The organism is Sulfitobacter sp. 1A13353 (genome assembly GCF_043557255.1).
GTDB lineage: Bacteria > Pseudomonadota > Alphaproteobacteria > Rhodobacterales > Rhodobacteraceae > Sulfitobacter > Sulfitobacter faviae.
The window spans coordinates 47,197-67,637 of sequence record NZ_JBIFFS010000010.1 but is presented as its reverse complement, the minus strand read 5'-3'; the positions used below and the strand labels follow the sequence as shown (position 1 = coordinate 67,637).

At 54.5% G+C, this 20,441-nt stretch carries 20 protein-coding genes and 1 pseudogene; 9 read left to right on the top strand and 12 right to left on the bottom strand.

Annotation, left to right across the window (positions count from 1 at the left end):
* Positions 1 to 61 precede the first annotated feature (61 nt).
* Together ACGYLO_RS20510 and ACGYLO_RS20505 are read right to left on the bottom strand one after the other, a co-directional pair.
* Positions 62 to 454, bottom strand: a complete 393-nt coding sequence (locus ACGYLO_RS20510; protein WP_394377301.1) for a VOC family protein — start codon at positions 452 to 454, stop codon at positions 62 to 64.
* A 93-nt stretch (positions 455 to 547) separates the two neighbouring features.
* Positions 548 to 1,195, bottom strand: coding sequence for a GntR family transcriptional regulator (locus ACGYLO_RS20505; RefSeq protein ID WP_394377300.1), 648 nt, complete (start codon positions 1,193 to 1,195; stop codon positions 548 to 550).
* Positions 1,196 to 1,320: 125 nt separating this feature from the next.
* Here ACGYLO_RS20505 and hydA point away from each other — a divergent pair, with 125 nt between their 5' ends.
* A complete protein-coding gene (gene hydA / locus ACGYLO_RS20500; protein WP_394377299.1) occupies positions 1,321 to 2,712 on the top strand; it encodes a dihydropyrimidinase in 1,392 nt (463 codons plus the stop codon).
* Between the two features lie 42 nt (positions 2,713 to 2,754).
* On the opposite strand, the gene ACGYLO_RS20495 is transcribed toward hydA, so the two are convergent.
* The 3 genes from ACGYLO_RS20495 to ACGYLO_RS20485 are packed head-to-tail and all read right to left on the bottom strand — an operon-like array spanning position 2,755 to position 5,715.
* A complete protein-coding gene (locus ACGYLO_RS20495; RefSeq protein WP_394377298.1) occupies positions 2,755 to 3,867 on the bottom strand; it encodes a C4-dicarboxylate TRAP transporter substrate-binding protein in 1,113 nt (370 codons plus the stop codon).
* Between the two features lie 28 nt (positions 3,868 to 3,895).
* On the bottom strand, positions 3,896 to 5,206 hold the full coding sequence (locus ACGYLO_RS20490) for a TRAP transporter large permease (RefSeq protein ID WP_394377297.1): 1,311 nt from the start codon (positions 5,204 to 5,206) through the stop codon (positions 3,896 to 3,898).
* Complete coding sequence (locus ACGYLO_RS20485) at positions 5,203 to 5,715, bottom strand: TRAP transporter small permease (RefSeq protein ID WP_394377296.1); 513 nt, start codon at positions 5,713 to 5,715, stop codon at positions 5,203 to 5,205. The genes ACGYLO_RS20490 and ACGYLO_RS20485 overlap by 4 nt, the downstream gene beginning before the upstream one ends.
* 133 nt (positions 5,716 to 5,848) lie before the next feature.
* On the opposite strand from ACGYLO_RS20485, the gene ACGYLO_RS20480 reads away from it, so the two are divergent.
* From ACGYLO_RS20480 to ACGYLO_RS20470, 3 genes are all read left to right on the top strand, one after another.
* Positions 5,849 to 6,745 (top strand): LysR family transcriptional regulator, encoded by an 897-nt coding sequence (locus ACGYLO_RS20480; RefSeq protein ID WP_394377295.1) that lies wholly within the window; start codon positions 5,849 to 5,851, stop codon positions 6,743 to 6,745.
* A gap of 71 nt (positions 6,746 to 6,816) precedes the next feature.
* Positions 6,817 to 7,614: an alpha/beta hydrolase gene (locus tag ACGYLO_RS20475; protein ID WP_394377294.1), complete on the top strand. Its 798-nt coding sequence runs from the start codon at positions 6,817 to 6,819 to the stop codon at positions 7,612 to 7,614.
* A 705-nt stretch (positions 7,615 to 8,319) separates the two neighbouring features.
* Positions 8,320 to 9,036, top strand: coding sequence for a Crp/Fnr family transcriptional regulator (locus ACGYLO_RS20470; RefSeq protein ID WP_394377293.1), 717 nt, complete (start codon positions 8,320 to 8,322; stop codon positions 9,034 to 9,036).
* A gap of 17 nt (positions 9,037 to 9,053) precedes the next feature.
* Here ACGYLO_RS20470 and ACGYLO_RS20465 read toward each other — a convergent pair whose 3' ends face one another.
* On the bottom strand, positions 9,054 to 9,467 hold the full coding sequence (locus ACGYLO_RS20465; protein ID WP_394377292.1) for a universal stress protein: 414 nt from the start codon (positions 9,465 to 9,467) through the stop codon (positions 9,054 to 9,056).
* A 309-nt stretch (positions 9,468 to 9,776) separates the two neighbouring features.
* Positions 9,777 to 10,532 (bottom strand): annotated as a pseudogene (locus tag ACGYLO_RS20460) (O-antigen ligase domain-containing protein); the annotation flags it as partial.
* 72 nt (positions 10,533 to 10,604) lie between these two features.
* Between ACGYLO_RS20460 and ACGYLO_RS20455 the strand changes: the two are divergent.
* The 4 genes from ACGYLO_RS20455 to ACGYLO_RS20440 all read left to right on the top strand — a co-directional run bounded on the left by ACGYLO_RS20455 (position 10,605) and on the right by ACGYLO_RS20440 (position 14,900).
* Positions 10,605 to 11,758, top strand: a protein-coding gene (locus ACGYLO_RS20455) for an IS3 family transposase (protein ID WP_394377291.1) whose coding sequence is annotated in 2 segments (ribosomal slippage) — positions 10,605 to 10,857 and positions 10,857 to 11,758 — 1,155 coding nt in all. Because the reading frame shifts where the segments join, the coding sequence is not laid out codon by codon here.
* 321 nt (positions 11,759 to 12,079) lie between these two features.
* Positions 12,080 to 13,795, top strand: a complete 1,716-nt coding sequence (locus ACGYLO_RS20450; RefSeq protein ID WP_394377290.1) for a pilus assembly protein TadG-related protein — start codon at positions 12,080 to 12,082, stop codon at positions 13,793 to 13,795.
* Positions 13,792 to 14,322: a TadE/TadG family type IV pilus assembly protein gene (locus ACGYLO_RS20445; protein WP_394377289.1), complete on the top strand. Its 531-nt coding sequence runs from the start codon at positions 13,792 to 13,794 to the stop codon at positions 14,320 to 14,322. The genes ACGYLO_RS20450 and ACGYLO_RS20445 overlap by 4 nt, the downstream gene beginning before the upstream one ends.
* On the top strand, positions 14,319 to 14,900 hold the full coding sequence (locus ACGYLO_RS20440) for a TadE/TadG family type IV pilus assembly protein (RefSeq protein WP_394377288.1): 582 nt from the start codon (positions 14,319 to 14,321) through the stop codon (positions 14,898 to 14,900). The genes ACGYLO_RS20445 and ACGYLO_RS20440 overlap by 4 nt, the downstream gene beginning before the upstream one ends.
* Positions 14,901 to 15,173: 273 nt before the next feature.
* On the opposite strand, the gene ACGYLO_RS20435 is transcribed toward ACGYLO_RS20440, so the two are convergent.
* The 3 genes from ACGYLO_RS20435 to ACGYLO_RS20425 form a co-directional block, all read right to left on the bottom strand.
* Positions 15,174 to 15,659, bottom strand: coding sequence for a hypothetical protein (locus ACGYLO_RS20435; protein ID WP_394377287.1), 486 nt, complete (start codon positions 15,657 to 15,659; stop codon positions 15,174 to 15,176).
* A 299-nt stretch (positions 15,660 to 15,958) separates the two neighbouring features.
* Entirely contained in the window at positions 15,959 to 16,237 is a 279-nt protein-coding gene (locus ACGYLO_RS20430; protein ID WP_394377286.1) for a hypothetical protein, read from the bottom strand.
* 314 nt (positions 16,238 to 16,551) lie between these two features.
* The gene (locus tag ACGYLO_RS20425) at positions 16,552 to 16,719 is read right to left on the bottom strand and encodes a hypothetical protein (RefSeq protein ID WP_276154775.1); all 168 of its coding nucleotides are present in this window, start codon (positions 16,717 to 16,719) and stop codon (positions 16,552 to 16,554) included.
* A 443-nt stretch (positions 16,720 to 17,162) separates the two neighbouring features.
* On the opposite strand from ACGYLO_RS20425, the gene ACGYLO_RS20420 reads away from it, so the two are divergent.
* Entirely contained in the window at positions 17,163 to 18,533 is a 1,371-nt protein-coding gene (locus ACGYLO_RS20420; RefSeq protein WP_394377285.1) for an oligosaccharide flippase family protein, read from the top strand.
* Here the strand turns inward: ACGYLO_RS20420 and ACGYLO_RS20415 are convergent.
* Both ACGYLO_RS20415 and ACGYLO_RS20410 read right to left on the bottom strand, forming a co-directional pair.
* The gene (locus ACGYLO_RS20415) at positions 18,508 to 19,215 is read right to left on the bottom strand and encodes a hypothetical protein (protein WP_394377284.1); all 708 of its coding nucleotides are present in this window, start codon (positions 19,213 to 19,215) and stop codon (positions 18,508 to 18,510) included. The two genes, ACGYLO_RS20420 and ACGYLO_RS20415, sit on opposite strands and share 26 nt — an antisense overlap.
* A 70-nt stretch (positions 19,216 to 19,285) precedes the next feature.
* A complete protein-coding gene (locus ACGYLO_RS20410; protein ID WP_394377283.1) occupies positions 19,286 to 20,206 on the bottom strand; it encodes an aminoglycoside phosphotransferase family protein in 921 nt (306 codons plus the stop codon).
* Between the last annotated feature and the right edge of the window lie 235 nt (positions 20,207 to 20,441).

Genomic DNA, 20,441 nt, shown 5'->3' with positions numbered 1-20,441 from the left:
CTGTTGGATGGGTGACGGGGCCACTTGGCGGGCCCTCATTCATTATGGTGACGGATCGGCGTCAGTGGCCCGGACGGGCAGTCTGCACCTCGATCTGATAGCCCTCAGGATCGTTCATGGCGAAGGCGCGGATGCCCAGCTCGTCGCTGTCGAACATTTTGGTTAGCCCGGCAACCTTGTTGGCCTTGGCCCAAGCATACCAAGCATCGACATCCGGCACCCGCAGGCAAAGTTGAACGGTCTTCTTCTCCTGCCATTTCTGCATACCGCGCGTCTCGTCCACGAGGCCGACATGAGCTTGGCCGTCGATCCGGTAGATCTTAGACCAGCCCTGGTCGATCGCGAGCGTGAGGCCCAGCACGTCCTCATAGAAACGCATCGCTGTCGGCAAATCGCGGTAATACTGAAAGGTGATCGCGAGAACGATACCGCCTTCGGGTCGTTGCGCCTGCATGGAATCTCCACTGCGTTCCTAAATAGTATCCATACGGTATACACTCGGAATGCTGAGTCAACCACCTTTGCGTTGGCGCTGCTTCATGCGGGATCAGAATGGGTGATAAATGTGCGAAATGATCGATTTTCGAACATTGCTGAGATGCAATTTCATCGCAGCGCTGGCGGCTTCGGGCTCCCCAGCGATCACCGCATCGATCAAAGCGATATGTTCCTCGCAACCCGGGACCAGACGATCGGGGATCGAACCTTGATCATACATGCCGGTTTTGACCTTAAGACTCTCAATCAGCTCGAGCAAAAGATTGGAGCCAGCCATTTCGGCAAGGATGAAGTGAAGCCGCATATCTAGGGCGGAATGCTCCGCCGCTGTGGGGCGCGGACCATCTATAAACCCTTGCATTTTATTGCGAATATCGATCAATTCGGCGGTGGACTTGCCCGAAGACGCGGCTTTGCGTGCCGCCTCACATTCCAGCAAGCTACGCACATGGAGGATCTCCATGATCTCATTCAAAGACACGCTTGAAACCACCGGCGCGCTGCCGGCGCTGCGCTTGGCAAGGCCTTCGCTGACCAGTTGACCAATCGCCTCCCGCACCGGTGTGCGCGATACACCCAGATGGTCGGCGAACTTCTTTTCGCTCAGCCGCGTACCCGGCTCCAGCGTGCCATCCAAAATCATCGCCTTCAGTCGCTTGAAAGTGACATCCCCAAGCGTCTCGACTTTGTCGGCCATGTTACCTCCTCTTGGGGCCCAACGCCCGTCTCCACCGCAATACGCTTTCCATCGGTATACCATATGGTATACACATGGTATGATTATTTTCATCACCGTGAATACTGCATATCGTCGAGGTCGCCATGCAAAGTAAACAGATTGATGCCATCATCCGTGGCGGGACCGTTGTAACGCCCTCCGGCGTTGCGGTTCAGGACATCGCCATCACGGATGGCAAAATCAGTGCATTGGGCAACACCACCCCATCCTCCGCTCCGACAGAAATCGACGCGCGCGGCCTGCTGGTGCTGCCGGGTGGCGTGGATACGCATTGCCATATCGAGCAGATGTCCGGCGCGGGGTTGATGAATGCCGACACATTCCGCACCGCCACACGCTCTGCTGCCATGGGCGGGACGACGACCACCGTCTCATTCGCGGCACAACATGCGGGTCAGAAAATGCGGCAGGTGGTCGGAGACTATGCTGCGCTTGCTAAGAAGGGTGCGGTGATCGACCATGCCTTTCACATGATCGTCGCCGACACGGGCAACGGCAATCTTGCTGAAGATATCCCGGCATTGATTGCTGAAGGGCACCGTTCGATCAAGATTTTCACCACATATGCCAAGGTCCGTCAGGATGACAAATCCATTCTCGATATCCTTGCTCTGGCGCGTGATGCAGGCGCACTCGTCTGCTTTCACGCAGAGAACGATGGGCTGATCGGTCATATGACCGAAAAGCTGCTGGCCGAGGGCAAGACCGCGCCAAAATACCACGCGGCCTCCCACCCGCGCGAAGCGGAGATCGAAGCGATCGGCCGGATGTGCCGTTTTGCCGAGTTCACCGGGGCGCGGATCATGATTTTTCACGTCTCAACCCGTGAAGGGGCCGAGATCATCCGGCAAGCCCGCGCGCGCGGGGTGAAGGTGCAGGCCGAAACCTGTCCGCATTACCTGTTCATGACCGAGGATATTCTGGATAGCGAAAATCCGGCCCGCTTCATGTGCTCCCCTCCGCAACGCGGGGCGGACGATCAGGCCGCCCTTTGGGAGGCGATGGTAGACGGGACGATTGAGCTCATCACCTCAGACCATGCGCCCTACCGGATGGACGCGAGCGGCAAGTTCGCCCATGGAAAAGACGCGCCGTTCAATCAAATTGCCAATGGGATGCCGGGGCTGGAGACGCGCTTGCCGCTGATGTTCAATGCGATGGTGAACGAGGGCCGTATGGGGGTCGAAGCATTTGCCAAAGTGACCGCCACTGCACCTGCGCAAGCCTTTGGCCTGGACGGCAAAGGCGCCATCGCCAAAGGCTTCGATGCAGATCTCGCCATTTGGGATCCGGAGGCGTCTTACACCTACGGCCCCAACGATCTGCATGACAACACAGGGTATAATCCCTTTGAGGGCACAACAGTCAAAGGAATGCCGCGCCATGTGCTCTCTCGGGGTGAGCTATTGGTAAGGGATGGTGCGTTGGTCACTGAAGCGCCGCGCGGTCGCTGGTTGCCAATGCGGGTGGGCTAAGGGGCGCCATTGCAGCGCCCCTACCCTTGTACACTCTAAAGCTTAGTTCATGCCGTAGTTTGCACGGTCCAGCTTGTCATAGATTTCGGCTTTTGCCAGCGCTGCAAGCGCATCGGTATCGGTGTGGTCCACATCGGCCAGAAGTTCGGCCCAACGATCCACGATGCGCTTATAGTCGTCCAGCAGCGCCTCGGGGTTATCAACCCCGCGGTTTTTGGCGTTTTCGATCAGCACGGCTTCGTCCGCTTTGACGAATTCTGCCAGCGCATCCTTGAGCGCCTGATCGGGTTCGAAGACCTCTAGGCCGCCTTCTCTAGCAGCAGAGACGGCTTTTTCGACATCCTTGTCGAACTCAACCCGGTGCTGAGCCAAGTAATAGGCCATTTGGTCAAATAGAACGTCGCGCGACTCTTGCGACAGACCCTGCCAGAACGTCGGGTTATAGCCCCACTCAAAACCCGCGTAGTAGTTTCCCACGGCCAGCATGTTCAGATGTGTGACCACATCGGAAAGAGAGAAGGAATCCAGCGCATCGGCAGCTGCCACGGCACAGTCGAGCGACCCTGTGTCGAGCCCAGTGTACATCTCGCTTGAGGGGATCGACACGGGCACGGCCCCCACATGCTCAGCAAAACGCGACCATGCGCCGCCCGCCATGCGCAAACGCTTGCCTTGGATGTCCTCATAGGTGGCAACGGGGGTGTTGCACATCATATAATATTCCGAGGTCGAATAGCCGCCGCCAAAGACCACACCGTTGTCTTTCCACTCGGCCAGCGCGGCCTCGTTGGTCAGGCCAAATTCGGTCGAAGCAAAGGCCATGACCATCGGGTCGGTGTTGTAAAAGGCAAAGTTACCTATCAGGTTTGCGACCGGCAGTTCGGACGGGGTGTAGGTGCCCGCGTGATAGGTCACCTGAGCAACACCATCCCGCACGCCCTGTAGCGAAGCGGCAGGCGGCAGCAGTGAACCACCGGCGAAAACGGTGAAGTTCACGTCACCCTTGGTTTCTTCGGCCACGCGCTCGGCGAATTCCACATAGGGCCCGCGCACCATCGAATGGCGCTCTGCAAAGAAATGGTTTGCGTTCTGGGCTGCGGCAACAGTGCCGAGGCCACAGGCCGCGAGAGCCAAAAGGGATGTGTTCAGTTTCATAGTATCGTCTCCTCCGGTTGAAATTGCGTCACTGCGCCATGAGCGAGGGCAGGAACAGGCTGATCGCGGGAAAGGCGATCAGAATAAAAAGCGTCAGGATGTCCATGGCGATGAACCATGTCGTGCCCGAGATGATGTCGCGCAGCTTGACCTCGCCCGAGAGTGCGCTGTGCAGGACGTAAAGGTTCAGGCCTACGGGCGGTGTCACAAGACCGATCTCCAGCAACTTGATGCAGATGATGCCGAACCAGATCAGGTTGATGTCTGCAGCTTCCAGGACCGGGAGCAAGATTGGCAGGGTCAGCAAGATCAAACCGATGGAGTCGATCACCATACCCAAGATCACGAAGAGCGCGGCGATCATCAGAATGATCACGATCTGATTGTCCGACACCGACAGCATCATATCCGTCAGGGCGCGCGGCACGCCCGACAGCCCCATGAAACGGGTGAACATCACCGCACCGATGGAGAGAAAGAAGATCGAAGAGGTCGCCAGCGTCGTCTGACGGATCGCCTCGGCCAGCGCTTTGCGGGTTAGCGATCGGCGCAGCAATGCAACCATCGCGGCGAGGAACGCACCCACGGCACCGGCCTCAGTCGGGGTGAAGAAACCGCCGAAAATGCCGCCCAAGACGCCGAGCACCAAAACAGGAAATGGCCAGACGGACCATAGCAGGCCCAACACTTGCGACCGGTCGATCCGTTCGACCACGGGCGGTGCCAGCTGGGGCGTGACCGTGGCGCGAACGGTGATCATCGCCATATAGACGAAAGCAGAGAGCACACCGGGGATGACGCCCGCGATGAAGAGCTGGCCGATCGATTGCTCGGTGAAAATGCCGTAGAGCACCATGAGGATCGACGGCGGGATGAGCGAGCCAAGCGTGCCCGAGGCCGCGACCACGCCCGTGGCCAGCGACGGGTGATACTTCGCCTTCAACATTTCCGGCACGGCGATTTTCGACATGGCCGCCGTCGTTGCGATGGACGACCCGGAGGCGGCAGCAAATAGGCCACAAGCCCCGACGCTGGCCGACGCCAACCCGCCCGGCACCCGCGCCAGCATCACGCGCAGCAGATCGAAAGCGCCTGCTGTCAGCCCGGTATTGGCCGCGATAAAGCCCATAAAGAGGAACATCGGGATCGCCGTCAGCGACCAATCCCCAATCAGGTTGAACGGCATGGCACTGACGATGCCAAGGGCAGCTTGCAGATTGAACATGATGGTGATGCCGACGAAGGACACCGCCATCAGCGCTGTGCCGATGGACATGCGAAAGGCCAGCAGACCAAACAGGGTGCCCACACCGATCCAACCAATGACAAGATTGCTCATGAAATGCCCCCATCGAGGTCAGACTGGGTGACAGGCGCACCGCGCAGCACCAATACCGCCCGCAGCAAGGCGGCGAAGCTGGCTAGTCCAAAACCAAGCGGTAGAACCATGCGCGACGGCCAAACAATGACCTCGCGCCCACCCATCACGACTTCGCCCACACGCAGCGCCCGCACGGCATCAAGCCCCGTGCGCCATGTCATCACAGCAAGAATGGCAGCAGCGGCGAGGCAGCTAAAGGTCAGCGCGACTTTTTGAAGCCATCTCGGGAAGTGATTGAACAAAAGGTCGACCGAAATCTGCTGATCCTGCATCTCCACAAAGGCCATCGGCAACATGACCAGCGCGACCATATAGTAATAGGACGACATCTCGACCGTGCCCTGAATGGGCGCGTTCCACACGAGCTTTGCCACGACATCGGCCACGATATTCAGCATCATTGCGATGACGCCAAAGCCGCCGATGAACATCAGCCATGAACATATCTTGTTAAACAGCTTCAGCATCGGGCCTCCTCCCCCATACCAAGACGGGATCTGGGCCCGTTATTCCGATTCAACCTCACCGCTCGGGGGGCAGTTGACAAATAGCGATGGTTGATCGAGTGATAACGAAGCGCGATCAACCAGGATGAGGCGCATGGACGACAGCATTAAGCCCACGCGGCTCGACCTTAGGCATCTGCGCTATGCGCTGGCCGTGGCCGATGCCAGCGGGTTCCGCGCCGCCGCAGAGACGCTCAATATCGCGCAGCCCGCGATTTCGAAAGCTGTAAAAGACACGGAAACCGATCTGGGGTTTCGCATTTTTGACCGCAGCGGCCCGCGCGTTGTGTCCACCCCCGAAGGCGCGGTTTTTCTTGAAGATGCGCGCCAGACGGTCGCGCAGTTCGAGCGCACGATCCGCGCCTCGCGCAGAAATGCTGCTGGCGCACGCGGGCATATCATCGTCGGCTACTCCGCCCTTGCCACCTCGCGGCAAATCTCTGAAGCGCTGGATGCGTTTCATCGCAGTGTGCCGGGTGTCCAAGTCGAAATGCATGTAATGTCTACCGATAACATGCTGAAAAACTTGAAGTCTGGCCAGATCGACCTCGGTTTTCTACTCTCTCATCCCACCGTCGGCGCGCCGGGAATAGACCAGATGCCGGTCTGGCGCTCCCGCATCGGTGTGGTCGCTCCCGCCGGTGAGGAGCCCTCAGAAGTCAAGGATTTGGAAAGCACGCCCTTTGTCATGGGACTGCGGGAAAACTGGCGCTCCTGGCGCGCCCTCTTGGACAGCGCATGTGATCAGGCCAACCTCGACCCTATGGTGGTAGATGAGGCTTGGGACGTACAGGTGATCTTGCAACGCGTGGCCGAGCGCCGCGGTATGACGTTTTTTCCAATGAGCATGGCCGACAGCCTGCCCGCCGCCTTAACATTGGCGCCGATTGCCGGGTTCGACGCAGAGGCAACAATCTCCATGGCCTGGAGCCTCAAGGCGGATACCGGGCTGCTGCGCCAGTTCCGTAATTACTTCCCGCCCTTGGGCTGATCGCGTTCGGTTATCGCACGATACCGCAAGTCTATTTGCGTCACCGCCCCATAGCGCGATTTTATGTGCCTATGGAACAAATACCGATTGCACCCTTCGACCTGCCAGAAGCGCAGCCTTTTCTTCTCGAAGGGAGCAATACCGGTTTCCTGTTCTTCCATGGCTTCACCAGCACGCCGCAAAGCGTACGAGAGGTCGCTCATCAGGTTCACGCGACGAGCGGTGCTACCGTATATTGCCCGCTGCTGGCGGGTCATGGTGAAACCCCTGCGGTCTTAGCAAAGACAGGGCAAGCCGACTGGGTGGCCTCCGCCGAAGCGGCTCTCGAAACCCTGGGGTCACGCTGCACGCAGGTGATCGTTGGCGGCCTTTCGTTGGGGGCGACGCTGTCGCTCAACCTCGCGGCTCGGCTCCCAGAGAAAATACACGGCGTGGTTAGCATTAATGGCTCAACTGGCCTCTATCGTCCTGAGGTGGTCGCGCCGCTATACGAAATGAAAGGGACCCGTCTTATCGCCGGAATCGGGTCCGATATTGCCGAACCCGGTATGGCTGAGGTCTGCTATGACCGCATTCCCAAAGTAACGCTGAAAGAGCGCTTTCTCTTGACCAACGCCACCGGCGCGCTGCTGCCAATGATACGACAGCCCATCTTAATACAGCAATCGCGCCGCGATAACGTTGTAGACCCAAAAAATGCGCCTCGCATTGTCACATCGGTGGGGTCGAGCGAGATCCGTCTCATCTGGTTAGAGCGATCTTACCACGTCGCAACATTAGATTATGACCGAAGGCTCATCGCCGATCAGATTAGTGAATTTCTGAGCCAGTCGAAGTTTAGCCATTTCGGGACACACACTCCGACGTGATCTTTGTTCAAAGTAGCCCGAGATACTACTGCCTCCGAGACGCGCGACGTTAAGGGCATGTGAACGGCACTAACGCTACGCCAAGCGCTCAGAGCCCGAGCGAGCGGCGCGAAGGTCGAAACGCGAGGAGAGTAACGGCGAGTTAAGTTTACACTTAGCGCTCGTAGACATTGAAAGTTGCTGACATTTGTGCGGCCCGATCTTTACTGCGGGTCGAAGGGCCTCAGCGAGTTACTGATTTGATATTCTACGCTCGCAAAAGATCGCGCTTCCACAGAAAGGACGGAATATGGTCATTCGCTGTGTGCGCGATTTGGAGTAGCTATTTCAGCGAACGTGACCCTTTGAAGGCCGAAGGAAACTCGGAAATGCACTGTTAGTGCGACACGAAGGCCAGCGCTTGTTCCGGCGTATTGAGGCCGCGTCGAAGGTGCTGGATCAGGTCGGCCGTGAACAGATTTCGATCTTCGACCTGTGAACATTAACTTTAGAGCTCCTGCCTTTCGGCATTCCAGCATACTAATCAGTGGCTTTTGTGCTCCCCATTTTTTCCCACACTCGGGAACGACGATGTCGGGCCAAGCGGGTTGTCGGGCCATTGCTATCACCGGTATACTTGGATAGCATTAGTTCGGCTCATAGATCGATATTTATTCAACCTTTATGGTGACTTATGCAGGCGAGAAGAGAATTGCGGCTCATGCTATGAGCATCCACGAAGATTTCCCCCTCACTTGTCAGACCTGCCCAGCCCGTGACGACGGGATCTGCGCCAAAATTGGCGATGACGAGCTACTCCGTATCAGTCGCATCAAGCGCTATCAGACATGGGGTGCAGGTGAGACCATCGCAATGGAAGGAGGTAGCCTGCCTTTCGTCGGTTCTATCGTGAAAGGTTCCGCGTCTCTCACGCGATCCCTTGCAGATGGACGCGTACAAATGGTGGGTATGCTCCTACCAGCTGATTTTGTCGGGAAGCCTGGGCATAAGACCGCATCTTATGAAATAACTGCTATCAGTAATGTAACTTTCTGTACTTTCGATCCAGTAATATTTAGAAACTTTTTGGGCTCTTCTAAGAATGTTTCATCTCGTCTTTTAGACATGACATTGAATGACCTTGAGAATGCGCGCAGCTGGATGCTACTATTAGGCCGTAAGACCGCCCGCGAAAAAGTGGCACACTTCCTTTCACTTTTATTTCAACGCATTCGGCCGCGGTGTTCTCCTTTGCGCTGCACCTTGCCGCTCACACGTGATACCATCGCAACCTATCTCGGCTTATCCCTTGAAACCGTAAGCCGACAAATGACCGCGCTGCGACGGGATGGTCTTATTCGGCTAGAAAACAATGGTCGCACAATGCTTTGCGATAACCTTTCAGCTCTTCAGCGTGCAGCGGGAGAGATTGCTTTGGATTAACATCAAGGTGCAGTAACTTAGCGCACAACCAGCACTGATATATCAGAATGCGAAGCAAGATACCCTGCATTTGAAGAGAAAATATGTTCAGCAAGGCCGGGAGTGTGGCTCGCCATAACAATAAGATCGGCACCAATGGCTTTCGCGGCACGCGCTAGGACATTATCGAGATCAACCGACGGGTCGTGACTAATCTCAGCATGGGACTCGAAAGCGAAACCGTAGACCTCGGTGCTTCTTAACGCGAAGGCCGAAAGCTTATCGGCAAACTCTTTAGGTGTACGTGCAACTTGGCTTGGAACAGTTTGTCCCACCCCTAGAATATGGGCTTCGGCGCCATAAAGCCTGCCGATATCAGCGGCCACCTGGAGGGCTTTTGTCATCTGTTCAATATGTCTCAAATCAATGGGGATCATGATTTTGGTGTACATAGCATTTTCCGTTTTGTTGGTAGATTAGCAGGTGCTTGGTACGATGCGCTTGTGTGAGAATACTTATCGAGAGAACAACACCGGGAGATCGGCGTTTCGCAACAGCTCACTAGGTGTAACTCCTATAGATCGTATGTTCGTGAGTACTCAAATGCAACGGCAGCAATCATATCCGCGCCGCTTTCAAATGCTTCTCTGTTCAAAACAGCCGCAGCTCCAGGGCGTTCCCAAGACCGTTCGACTAAGGTGGTTCTGATGCCATGCCGGGCGACGGGCCGCCGCTAGATCGCTGCGCAGTAACGAGATAGCTCACGATGGACTGGGGCCCCCTTCTGCCACCTCGCGCAAATGCACCCCTAAAAGGATAAGCCCAGGCCAAAGCATATAAGCTTCAATCTCAATATTTTCCCCAAACGACAGCAAAACCATTGTCATCAAAATACCCATCGGCAGCCGGCCTCTCGAATGCCGTGCCGCGTCGAGCATCGCAAAGCATGTGTGCCAAACCATCGGGACCAAAAGCGCGCCAAAGCCAATAAGCCCTTTAACAAAAAGAAGCCCATACCAAGTATGATGGCTGCCAATGGGCATATACTCCACCGCATGAGATCCTGGATGGATGGTCCCATGGCCGAACCAAACCGCTTCGTTTTGCCACCGCTCGTAAGCAATGCGCTGCAATGTCTCACGCACCCGCGTGCTATCGGCCCGCGCACCTTTGAAGGTAGCCACCGCATCTTGGCCCAAAGTCAGAAGGGCCGTACCGAAAACGGCAAGTGAAGCTGTTAAAGCAGCGGTGACATGCCATGCCCACCCCTTAAGGATTAAAGGCAGCATGCGCGGCCCAATCGTACAGGCCACCAAGCCCACAAGTCCCATGCGTGATTTTGAGGCCAAGATCATCAACACCCCGGCACCCACCCCAGCTAGCATCCACTTGCGATCCTGCTCCTCTAGCGCAAAGAGAACCATGATCACCCCCAGCAATGCAGCGAAGGGCGACCAAGGGGCATAGAACTGCCACCTTGGTGTCCAACTGGCAGGGTCAAAAGTAAAATGAGCTACCCCCGGAAATTCGGACACTGACATAAGCTACGATTTGCAGTCTGCTGATCTTCGACGAGAAGGAGATCAGAGATGTCAAAACGGAAACAGCACGCGCCTGAGTTCAAGGCGAAGGTCGCGCTGGAAGCCCTGAAGGGTGAAGAGACGGCGGCCGAGCTGGCGAGCCGGTTCGGGGTTCATCCGACGATGATCCATCAATGGAAGCGAGCCCTGCTCGAAGGCGCGTCCGGTGTGTTCGAGCGCGGGAGTCGCAAGAAGCCGGAGATTGACGAGGAGCAGGTGAAGGAGCTCCACGCCAAGATCGGGGAGCTGGCGGTAGCCAACTCTTTTTTGGAACGAAAGCTGAAGCCTTGGGGCGGGAAGTGAGGCGCGGCATGATCGAGCCTGACCACCCGGACCTGTCGATCGGCCAGCAGTGCAAGCTGCTGTCGATCGCGCGCTCGTCCTATTACTACGAGCCGAAGGGCGAGTCTGAGCAGAACCTCGGCCTGATGCGGCAGATCGACGAGCAGTTCCTGGAGACCCCGTTCTTCGGCGTCCGGCAAATGACCTGGCACCTGCGCAACGACGGCCATCTGGTGAACGAGAAGCGCATCCGGCGGCTGATGCGCCTGATGGGGCTCATGCCGATTTACCAGAAGCCCAACACAAGCAGGCCGGCGAAGGGCCACAAGACCTATCCCTACCTGCTCAGAGGGCTGCGCGTGGATCGTCCGAACCAGGTCTGGTGCTCGGACATCACCTACCTGCCCATGCGGCGCGGCTTCCTATACCTCGTGGCGATCATGGACTGGCACACCCGCAAGGTTCTGTCCTGGCGGATCTCGAACACGTTGGAGGCCGACTTCTGCGTCGAGGCGCTGAACGAGGCCATCCTCAAGTTTGGGCCGCCAGAGATCATGAACACGGATCAGGGTTCCCAGTTCACGTCCTTCGCCTGGACGGATCGGCTCCGCCGGTCCAGCGTGCGGATCTCGATGGATGGGAAGGGCCGTTTCCTCGATAACATCTTTATCGAGAAGCTGTGGCGCACCCTGAAATACGAGTGCGTTTACCTGCATGCTTGGGAGACAGGATCAGAGACGAAGGCAGCCATCCGGAAATGGATGAGCTTCTACAACCACCAGCGCCCGCATTCAGCCCTGGGCGGCCAGCCTCCGGCGCTGGTCTACTGGCAAAGAAATGATATCAACCAACCCGATCAGCAGGTGCAACGAGTAGCTTAATTTACGCCAGATCCTGTCCAAGAGATGGGGAGTAGCTCAATTGACGCATGGATCGCCGTTCTACCTGCTGGATCGATGAAACCTTCAAACCCAATGCAGAGAGCCGCCATCTCACACGTAGGCGGTGCCCACATCAACGGTAGAGGGAAATTTATGTGGCAGGCCAGCAATCCAAAGGACTAGAAAGAAACAATAAATCGACACAGTTTTATCGAGCTACAGTCCCTTTCCTCATCTACTAGAAGAGCAACCATTTTCTACCAATGACGAGTATGTGGGTGAGTGACACTCTCTACCGCCACCGCCGAAAGAGACTTTTTAATGCACAACGATGCACCGCGCTGGTTCTATAAGAAGATTTGCAATTTCAAGAAAGATGAAGACGGCGGCATTATGATTCTCGCGCTGATGCTGTTCGTATGTATGATCGTGGCAGGAGGGCTCGCTGTAGACCTAGCAAACCATGAGCGCACCAGAACTTACCTTCAGACTCACCTCGATAACGCAGTACTAGCTGCAGCGAGCTTATCGCAGGATATGGATTCCGAGGATGTCGTCCTAAGTTATATGGCATCTTCCGGTGTAGATACGTCTACCATCAATGTTGAGACTGATATTGAGCAGATCGGAGGAATTGTCGTTGGGCGTACTGTCTACGCATCTATGGATGATGACGTGCGCACCTATTTCTTCAGATACTTCGATTACGACGCGCTCGAAATGAAGATTGAATCTCGAGCGGTTGAGCGCGTTGAAGATATCGAGATCTCTCTTGCCCTAGATGTATCAGGGTCTATGGATTGGCCAACTTCAGACGGCCGCAGCCGGAAGATTAACGCATTAAAGCAAGCGGCGTCGGGCTTTGTAGACGAAGTCCTAAGTGAAGCGGAAGAGGGCAGAGTCTCTATCTCGATCATTCCCTACTCTACCAAGGTTAATGCAGGGGCGGACTTGCTCGATTATTATAATACCACCACAGAGCACGACTATTCTCACTGTGTAGATTTTGAAGAAGACGACTTCCGCAGCCTATCAATCTATCCAAACAGCCTCCTGCAGCGCTCGGCGCACTTTCAGTTCCAAGGTACAGATATATACGACCCTTCTGAGGGCCAGTGGGCATGTCGTATAGATCAGGGCTTTGAGATCACCCCCCTATCTAGCTCCGCAACTGACCTCAAGGCGCAGATAAACAGCCTTACCCCGGAAGGTTCAACTTCGATCGATGTAGGCGTCAAATGGGCCCTCGCGTTGCTAGATGAATCTGCTCAAGGACCAGTAAGTGCCCTCGTAACCGAAGGTAAGATCAATCCAGCATTCAGAGGAAGGCCACACCCACATAGAGCCCAAAACAACATGAAGGTTCTGGTAATCATGACAGATGGCGAAAACCAAACAGAATATCGCGTGCGCGATAGATACGCATCTGGAGAGTCCAATGTCTTCAAATTTACTGCAGCAAACGGAGATGGCCCATACTACAATGTCGTCTCTGAGGAGAGGGCTGGCGCGCATGATGGGAGCTATCCCTACGGAGAAGATTATTTCTACCCCCCCTACCCCACGCCTTATAATCATAAATACCTATGGCAAGGTAGACTATGGTCCAATATGCTTCTCAATGAGCATACCGGTCTCTCAGAAAGCTATCGTCAAAGCCTTGATAAGAAAAAAATGACATGGCCTGAAATATGGAACGAAATGTCACCCGACTATTTCTCTTACAACTTTATTGGGGAGCAAGAGAATTACTGGCGGGATAGAAACACTGAGAGGAATAACTTTTGGAATAGTATGATCGAAACTGTGAGCGCAGACGAAAAAGATGACCGCCTACGCGACATTTGCGCGACGGCCCGAGCCGCAGGAATTGTTACCTATACCATTGGTATGGAGGTCGAAGAGGAAGACTCGTTGGAACTTCTTAAAGGATGCGCCTCTACAGAGGCTCACTACTTCGATGTCGAAGGAATGGAGCTCCAGACGGCTTTCGAAATGATTGCCTCTTCTATCTCTATGCTGAGGCTGACTAAATGATAAAATTCAATCCAAATCAGTTCAGATCATCTGAAAGCGGCGCGGTAACCATTGAGTTCGTAATTCTCGTACCTATTGTTTTATACCTATTCTTCATGGCTCTTGAAACCGGGCTTTGGAGCGCGCGGGAAATTATGCTCCGCCGCGCGACAAACATCGTAGCGCGAGAAGTGAGGCTTAGCTCAGCCAACCCCCCAAGCTACGAAGAGATGAAGGCAATGATTTGCGATAAGTCATTCTTCAGTGCAGGATGCTTAGATTCCTTACGGATTCAGATGCAAGCGATGCCGGTCCCTCAATGGAGAAACATCTCCGGCGTTGTTCCTTGCGTTGATCGTGAAGAAGACTTCGACCCTGCAAACAACTTCATTCCAGGCCAGCAAAACGATCTCATGCTTGTTCGCGTGTGCCGATTGTTTGACCCACTTCTTCCAGGAACAGGTCTAGGCCGCAAACTACCCGAAAATTCGGATGGTGAATATGGTGTAAGGATTACGACCGCTTTTGTGACGGAGCCCCAAGGATGAGTTGTTTTCCGAAAAAGATACTACAATTTTTCAGAAGTGAAGAAGGAAGTCAGTCTGTTGAGCTAGTTTTAGCAGCACCGTTGCTTGTGTGGGCAATCGTTTCAATGTTGTCCTTTACCGATGCATTCCGCGTTAGGGCCGTTGCGAATGACGCAACCGCGGTGATCGCAGATGCTATTTCCCGGCAAACGTTTCCCATCGATGAGACCTATCTTGAAGGCCTCCAATCTATTGCAGGCAGACTGACGGGGCGCGGGAGCTCTATTGGCGTACGAATTACTCAGATAAGCTGCACTCGGAAATGCCAGAATACAGCTAGGCGAACTCTGAAAGTCGTTTTCTCTGAAGCGTCTGATGGACAGGGTCTTTCAAAACTAAAGAGCAAAGACTTCAAAAATGGTAGTCGTCGAGATCAAATACCGATGATGGCCAAAGGAGATCGCATTGTCCTGGTCGAAACCTCTTTTACCCATAAGCCACTGATGAATATTGGACTTAAAGAAACACAGGTCGATATGGCGCAGGTTACTCGTATGAGATTCGCGCCTCAGCTCTGCTGGAAAAACTGCGGTGTATAGCTTGCCGAAACAATGGCGGATCTCAATGCAGGGGACGACGGAGCAATGCTTAACTGAGGCAATCGAGCTTAAGGGGTCCTATCGTTGTGTAGTTGCAACAGTCGCGCGAGCAGGTTGAACCTCGCGAGGTGCGCGGAACTTTGATACTTTATGCGCTTGCACCCCTCTACCAACTATAAAAACTTGATCGGAAACCTTGGTTTCAAACGGTCCAGATTTTAGAGGCAGGTCAGTGCTTTACAAAAAATTATAGCCCCCTTGCTCCATTCCACATCATGCACTCTCAATTTTTAAAGTGCGACCTAAAACCGCGGCTTTCTCCGGGTCTCTTCGCGCGCTCTTCAGCCAAGCCTCACACCCCTCCATGAGGTCGCGACAGAAGCGTTCGGCATTCAGGTGAAAGTTGTGGCTTTTACGAACGCAGTGATCTGCTTTACTGATTGTAAACCTAAAGCGCTCGAAGATGTTTACGTTATGGCGGTGACGCGCTTCAGAAGCATCTTGCCCCTGATAGAGCACGGCACACCTCAACCCATAACAGTCAGCTCCGGACAAAAATGTCTGCTGGCCCATTAGAAGCTGGGTTCGGTATTTAGGCCCGATCCAATCGTTGAACCAATCCATATATCTTTGGCGTGGCTCGCCATTGGGGTTTTCAACAGTGCCAGCCATATCCGGCAAGCTCAGAGCAAGACACAAGGCGGCGGGCCAATTACCCGCTTCTATACATTGTTCAAGCGACTTCAAATATACTTCCACCAAACTTCCTATCTACGAAACGTTCGACCGCATCTAGGACACTCAAGCTTGGCCTCTAACCAGCTTTCACCGTCTTTTTGATAAATTCCATGGCCAACCATCCAGCAAATTGGTCGGAGCAACCAGAGCCTTGGCCCCCGCATCCGGTCCGGCTCTTTCCATGTTATTCGCGCCATCCGACTTCCCCCGTGACGAGCGGGCCTGCCATACTGCGGCCACTATCCCATAACGGCATATGAACGCCCCTAGGACAAAAGAAATCAAGCCAAGACTGTGCCCAGGGGGACAGCATCCCTTAATTATATGTCGATATCAGCTTTTTCCGCCAATGCCCGGATGATCAGTGCTGCATCTGACATGACGCTTTCCGCCAAACGCGGCCTACTGGCGATAACTGGCAGTTGCATATCTTCGAGGCAGCCAAGGACCTCAGAGAGCACCTCCGGGTCCAAAGGCATATCACCGTGGGTCAAACGCGAACGTTTCGGCACCCTATTGCTTTTTCCTGAACGAAAAAGAATGGATACGCCCTGACCTGCGGGTATGCATACTTTTGATCTAAGTGTATTTTCGCCCAAACCTAACTTCCTCAGTGAGAGCAAATTTTGGAACACAGCTGGCTACCTGATGATAATGCTTCATCGTCCTCTGCACGCTCCAGTCAGGGCATCCATGCCTTGAATGGCCAAACAATAAGCTCGTAAAGCTCCAGAACCCTAAATCAAGAATCCTCGAACTTTAAATAAACCTCAACGGAACTTAATATGTGAAATTTATCCTCATACTATCTGCAATTTCCCTTGCAGGATGCTCCCCTTACAAAAGAGCAGAGCCGCCGTTGATGCATAACCTCTCCACCGGCGACATGCGAGCTTGCGCCCACATTGGGATCTTAGGCGACTGCAAGCACTTCATGTGAAGCGGGTTTGGCATCCCCTTGAATTGGACGGCCTGCATACTCTCCGTTCCCCGTACAAACGACAATATTGCCATCCCCTAAAGAACGAACAAAGGCACCTTGCACCTGAATATAGTTGCTGATCAAAATAGTTCGGATCATAAGACTACCCCTTTACCCAATACCCTCTCTATATTTCCAAGGACCCTGTCCGTAAAGCCACAACAGACGCTTCTTGAGAGGTAAATGAGGTTTAAAAGGGAACTTATCCCCGCGCCAAACGTTAAGAAGCTTGCTTTCGCGCCAGAACCCCCACGCGGGTGGCCGAGCTTGCGATTTGCATGGGCGATCCCGCGCCACCCGTTCCTACAACCGACCAAGCCCAAATGGGCTTCAAAGCAGAACCGCATCAACCAAAGCTGTGAGAACCGGCGGGGAGTGACCCACCTTACAGGCAGTGCTCCTAGTTCAAACAGAGCTCACACAGCCCTATCGTGCCGCCGTAACCGCCAATGCTTCAAACCTCGGAGCAACATCCTCACCATGATTTACGGCAACCCAAACTGGCGATACTCCTAATACATTGAACGAGGAGCGTTCTGCGCATGGCACTGCAAGATTCAGACATGAAGAGCCAGTCCATCATTACGCGTGTACTGCGCAGCTCAAGCTGGATTGGGCTCGGAGCCTTGGCCTCTCAAGGCCTAAGACTGCTCGGCAATCTTATTCTGACCCGGCTACTTTTTCCCGAAGCCTTCGGCCTTATGACGCTGGTGACCGTCTTCATCGTCGGCATGAAAATGTTTTCGGACTTGGGCATCCGCCCTTGGATACAGAAAGACCATAGAGGGGATGATCCGCTTTTTCTCGACACGGCCTGGACGCTTCAAGTCGCGCGAGGTGTCATCCTGTGGGGGCTCACCTGTGCGATAGCTTGGCCAGTCGCAAACTTCTTCAATGAACCTTTGCTAGCCACCATCTTGCCGATCGCCGGGTTGGAACTCATTGCGGCAGGGTTGATGCCCACCCGTATCGCCACCGCGCACCGTCACCTGCAAGTCGGACGGGTCACACAGTTCGATCTTGCCGGACAGGCATGCGGGCTTTTGATTACCTTGGCGCTCGCTTGGCAGCTGCAATCAGTATGGGCGCTTGTTTGGGGGAGCCTTGCAGGTAGCTTCGTGTTGCTCATCGTGATGCAGTTCGGCTTGCCCGGCCACAAGAACCGTCTTCGCTGGGACACAAAGGCAGCGGCAGAACTCATATCCTTCGGTAAATGGATCTTTTTAAGCACCATCTGCGGCTTCATCGTGGCCCAAGGCGACAAGATCATCTTGGGAAAGTTTCTAACTGCAGAAGCACTTGGCATATATAGCATCGGCTTTTTCCTAGCGAGCTTCCCCATCATGCTCGCAGCAAAGGTCTCCAGCAAAGTCCTGATCCCGCTATACCGTGAACATCCTCCCGGCGCCTCGCTCCAAAATTTCGCCAAGATCAGAAAACTTAGATTTGCGGTCACATCGGGCTTGTTCGCCCTCCTGATCCTGTTGAGCCTTCTGGGCCCCCTCCTCGTCGATTTTCTCTATGATGCGCGCTACGCACCTTCTGGCGTGATACTTGTTTTGGTCGCCTGTGCCCAGATGCCCTTAGCGGTTGGGCTGACCTACAACCACGCCGCTTTAGCCAGCGGAAACTCCCGCCAATTCTTCGTGGTAACTCTTATTAAGGCTTCTTTGATGCTCTCCCTGATGCTCTTGGGCACCTATTTCTTTGGTATGGCAGGAGCAATTGGAGGGCAGGCTGCGGCGCAGGTGTTGGCCTTGCCAGCAAACATCTGGATTGCCCGCACACACCACGCTTGGGACGGCCTTCATGATATGGTGTTCTTGAGCCTTATGGTCGCGTTCGGCGGCGCCGCAGTTTGGCTGCACCGCACTGAGGTGTGGGATCTCATACAAAACGGCGTAGGGGGATGATTTCAGCCCCAGCCCGATACCTTTGCTCAATCTCTCTCAGCGCGTCTGAAACCACCTCAGATTGGTTGCCATTGCTGCCTGCCAACAACATCGAAAGCCATTCGCGGTGTACACCCACCACCTTCACCGGGAACAGCCCCGGCGCACCTACTATCTTTGCGGCACATAGACGATGCGTGCCATGTGCCGTCTTGATAAGCGTGCCATCGCGCCCGATCATCGCTTCGGGGTAATCTGCTCCCTCTCTTTGACGGTAACCCTCTGACTTCATCGTCAACAGAAGATGAACCAGGTATCCTTCAAACACTTGGTCAAGCTCCACCAGATCGTGCGCCAGACAATCTTTATGAGAGAACCGTCCGGTTGTGGTGATCATCTGCTTGGCACGCTTGTACCAGGCTGACTGCCGAAAATCCGGCAAGCTTTCATAGAGGTCTGCCATAAGCAGGAACTCGTCTCGCTCGACAAAAGGCCGACTTTTAAGGTCCCAATTTCCCCTGAAGACACCTTTGCGTGCCAAAAAGCCCTTCAATCGAAAAATGAAATATCTATTCGCAAAGCGCGGCAAATTTTCGGCCGACCAGACCACCCACTTCAGATGGGGCTCTAAAGTATGCAGAGCCAAAGCGTGCGGATTGATGTACATAACAGTAGGGGAAAAAACATCGCCTTGCGCCATCATCCGGTCTCCGACCTGGAGAACACAATCCCTTCCAAGACAAATGCGCGCTCACATCTCGCTCTCATAAAACTCACCTGCATACCTTCAGAGCAAAATCGGTGGTTTCCACTGCCATCCGGCGAAACAACTCTTCAGGGAAAAACTCGAGCTGCGCTTGCATATCACCCACAGCACAAAGCACATGGGATACGCCATCCACAGGATCTGCCCCTTGTTGGCCAAGTTGGCGTTTTACGCGGGCCTTCACCAATCGATGAGACAGGTTGGCGCTAAGAGCAAACCGGAAGAGATCAAAAAACGGGTACCCCTTACAACTGGCCCCTGCCCAATCAATAACGCAGAAAGATCGCGAAGAACCGGCGGGGGCCAACATTACATTGCCCAGCCAAAGGTCTGAATGCTGCACACAGTGAAACGGCGCCCATTGCTCCGCCTCCAGTCGCTCTGCTGCGCGCTCTGCGGCCTTTCTCAAACGATCTGGATGGTGCCGATCCTCGATCAGCTTCGTCAAATTAGCCGCAATTACCTGTCTCTCAGCTGCGTTCGCGCAGGTATGGGTCTCGTCATAAACCTCCGAAATCCAGTCAAGCATGTCGGGGCGGATAAGTCGCTTGGCCAAATATCGTGGCACCCGGCCTTGGGGGAAGGCCGGAAGCATCGGCCATACCGCAAAAGAACGGCCCAAAACGACGCCAGTCTCCAAAGGCTCCAGAACAGGCTCTGCTGCACGTTCCGATAAGAGCCGTCTTATCTGTTGGATATTACGCGTTGCACGGGCCACCAAATCCGGATTCCCGTCTCCTGAAACCGTGACAAAATAGGACGGGCCGTTGTCGGAGACGCACACCAGCTTCACAGTCGCATCAGCCGGCTCCGAAAAAAGCGGGGCCGATCCAGACGCAACCCGTTCTATCGCCCCCGACTGCTCACTAAGCTCCGAGCACCGGCGCAATGCGCCGATCAACACCTCCGAGCGAATAGGATCAAGCAACTCTCCAACCTCCACAGGCCTTGGAATACATTGAAGTCATGCCACACCCTATAGATTGAATGAGCCGAGACTAAGCCCCTTCAAACCCTAAATTAAGGCACCTGCCGCCTCCAAGTGAGCGGTACGAAGGAAGGGTCCTGCAATATCCAAAACCGGTCAAGTTTTTCCAAGTGTGTGGCTGCGCTGATCGACGAACACAATGGAAGAACCCTTCAGGTCTTCAGCAGCCACTGGC

Coding starts and splice junctions, on each gene's coding strand:
- ACGYLO_RS20425 (WP_276154775.1), bottom strand. CDS start 16,719: ATGATCCGAACTATTTTGATCAGCAACTATATTCAGGTGCAAGGTGCC.
- ACGYLO_RS20485 (WP_394377296.1), bottom strand. CDS start 5,715: ATGCTGAAGCTGTTTAACAAGATATGTTCATGGCTGATGTTCATCGGC.
- hydA (WP_394377299.1), top strand. CDS start 1,321: ATGCAAAGTAAACAGATTGATGCCATCATCCGTGGCGGGACCGTTGTA.
- ACGYLO_RS20510 (WP_394377301.1), bottom strand. CDS start 454: ATGCAGGCGCAACGACCCGAAGGCGGTATCGTTCTCGCGATCACCTTT.
- ACGYLO_RS20480 (WP_394377295.1), top strand. CDS start 5,849: ATGGACGACAGCATTAAGCCCACGCGGCTCGACCTTAGGCATCTGCGC.
- ACGYLO_RS20505 (WP_394377300.1), bottom strand. CDS start 1,195: ATGGCCGACAAAGTCGAGACGCTTGGGGATGTCACTTTCAAGCGACTG.
- ACGYLO_RS20495 (WP_394377298.1), bottom strand. CDS start 3,867: ATGAAACTGAACACATCCCTTTTGGCTCTCGCGGCCTGTGGCCTCGGC.
- ACGYLO_RS20450 (WP_394377290.1), top strand. CDS start 12,080: ATGCACAACGATGCACCGCGCTGGTTCTATAAGAAGATTTGCAATTTC.
- ACGYLO_RS20420 (WP_394377285.1), top strand. CDS start 17,163: ATGGCACTGCAAGATTCAGACATGAAGAGCCAGTCCATCATTACGCGT.
- ACGYLO_RS20475 (WP_394377294.1), top strand. CDS start 6,817: ATGGAACAAATACCGATTGCACCCTTCGACCTGCCAGAAGCGCAGCCT.
- ACGYLO_RS20465 (WP_394377292.1), bottom strand. CDS start 9,467: ATGTACACCAAAATCATGATCCCCATTGATTTGAGACATATTGAACAG.
- ACGYLO_RS20445 (WP_394377289.1), top strand. CDS start 13,792: ATGATAAAATTCAATCCAAATCAGTTCAGATCATCTGAAAGCGGCGCG.
- ACGYLO_RS20440 (WP_394377288.1), top strand. CDS start 14,319: ATGAGTTGTTTTCCGAAAAAGATACTACAATTTTTCAGAAGTGAAGAA.
- ACGYLO_RS20490 (WP_394377297.1), bottom strand. CDS start 5,206: ATGAGCAATCTTGTCATTGGTTGGATCGGTGTGGGCACCCTGTTTGGT.
- ACGYLO_RS20470 (WP_394377293.1), top strand. CDS start 8,320: ATGAGCATCCACGAAGATTTCCCCCTCACTTGTCAGACCTGCCCAGCC.
- ACGYLO_RS20415 (WP_394377284.1), bottom strand. CDS start 19,215: ATGATGGCGCAAGGCGATGTTTTTTCCCCTACTGTTATGTACATCAAT.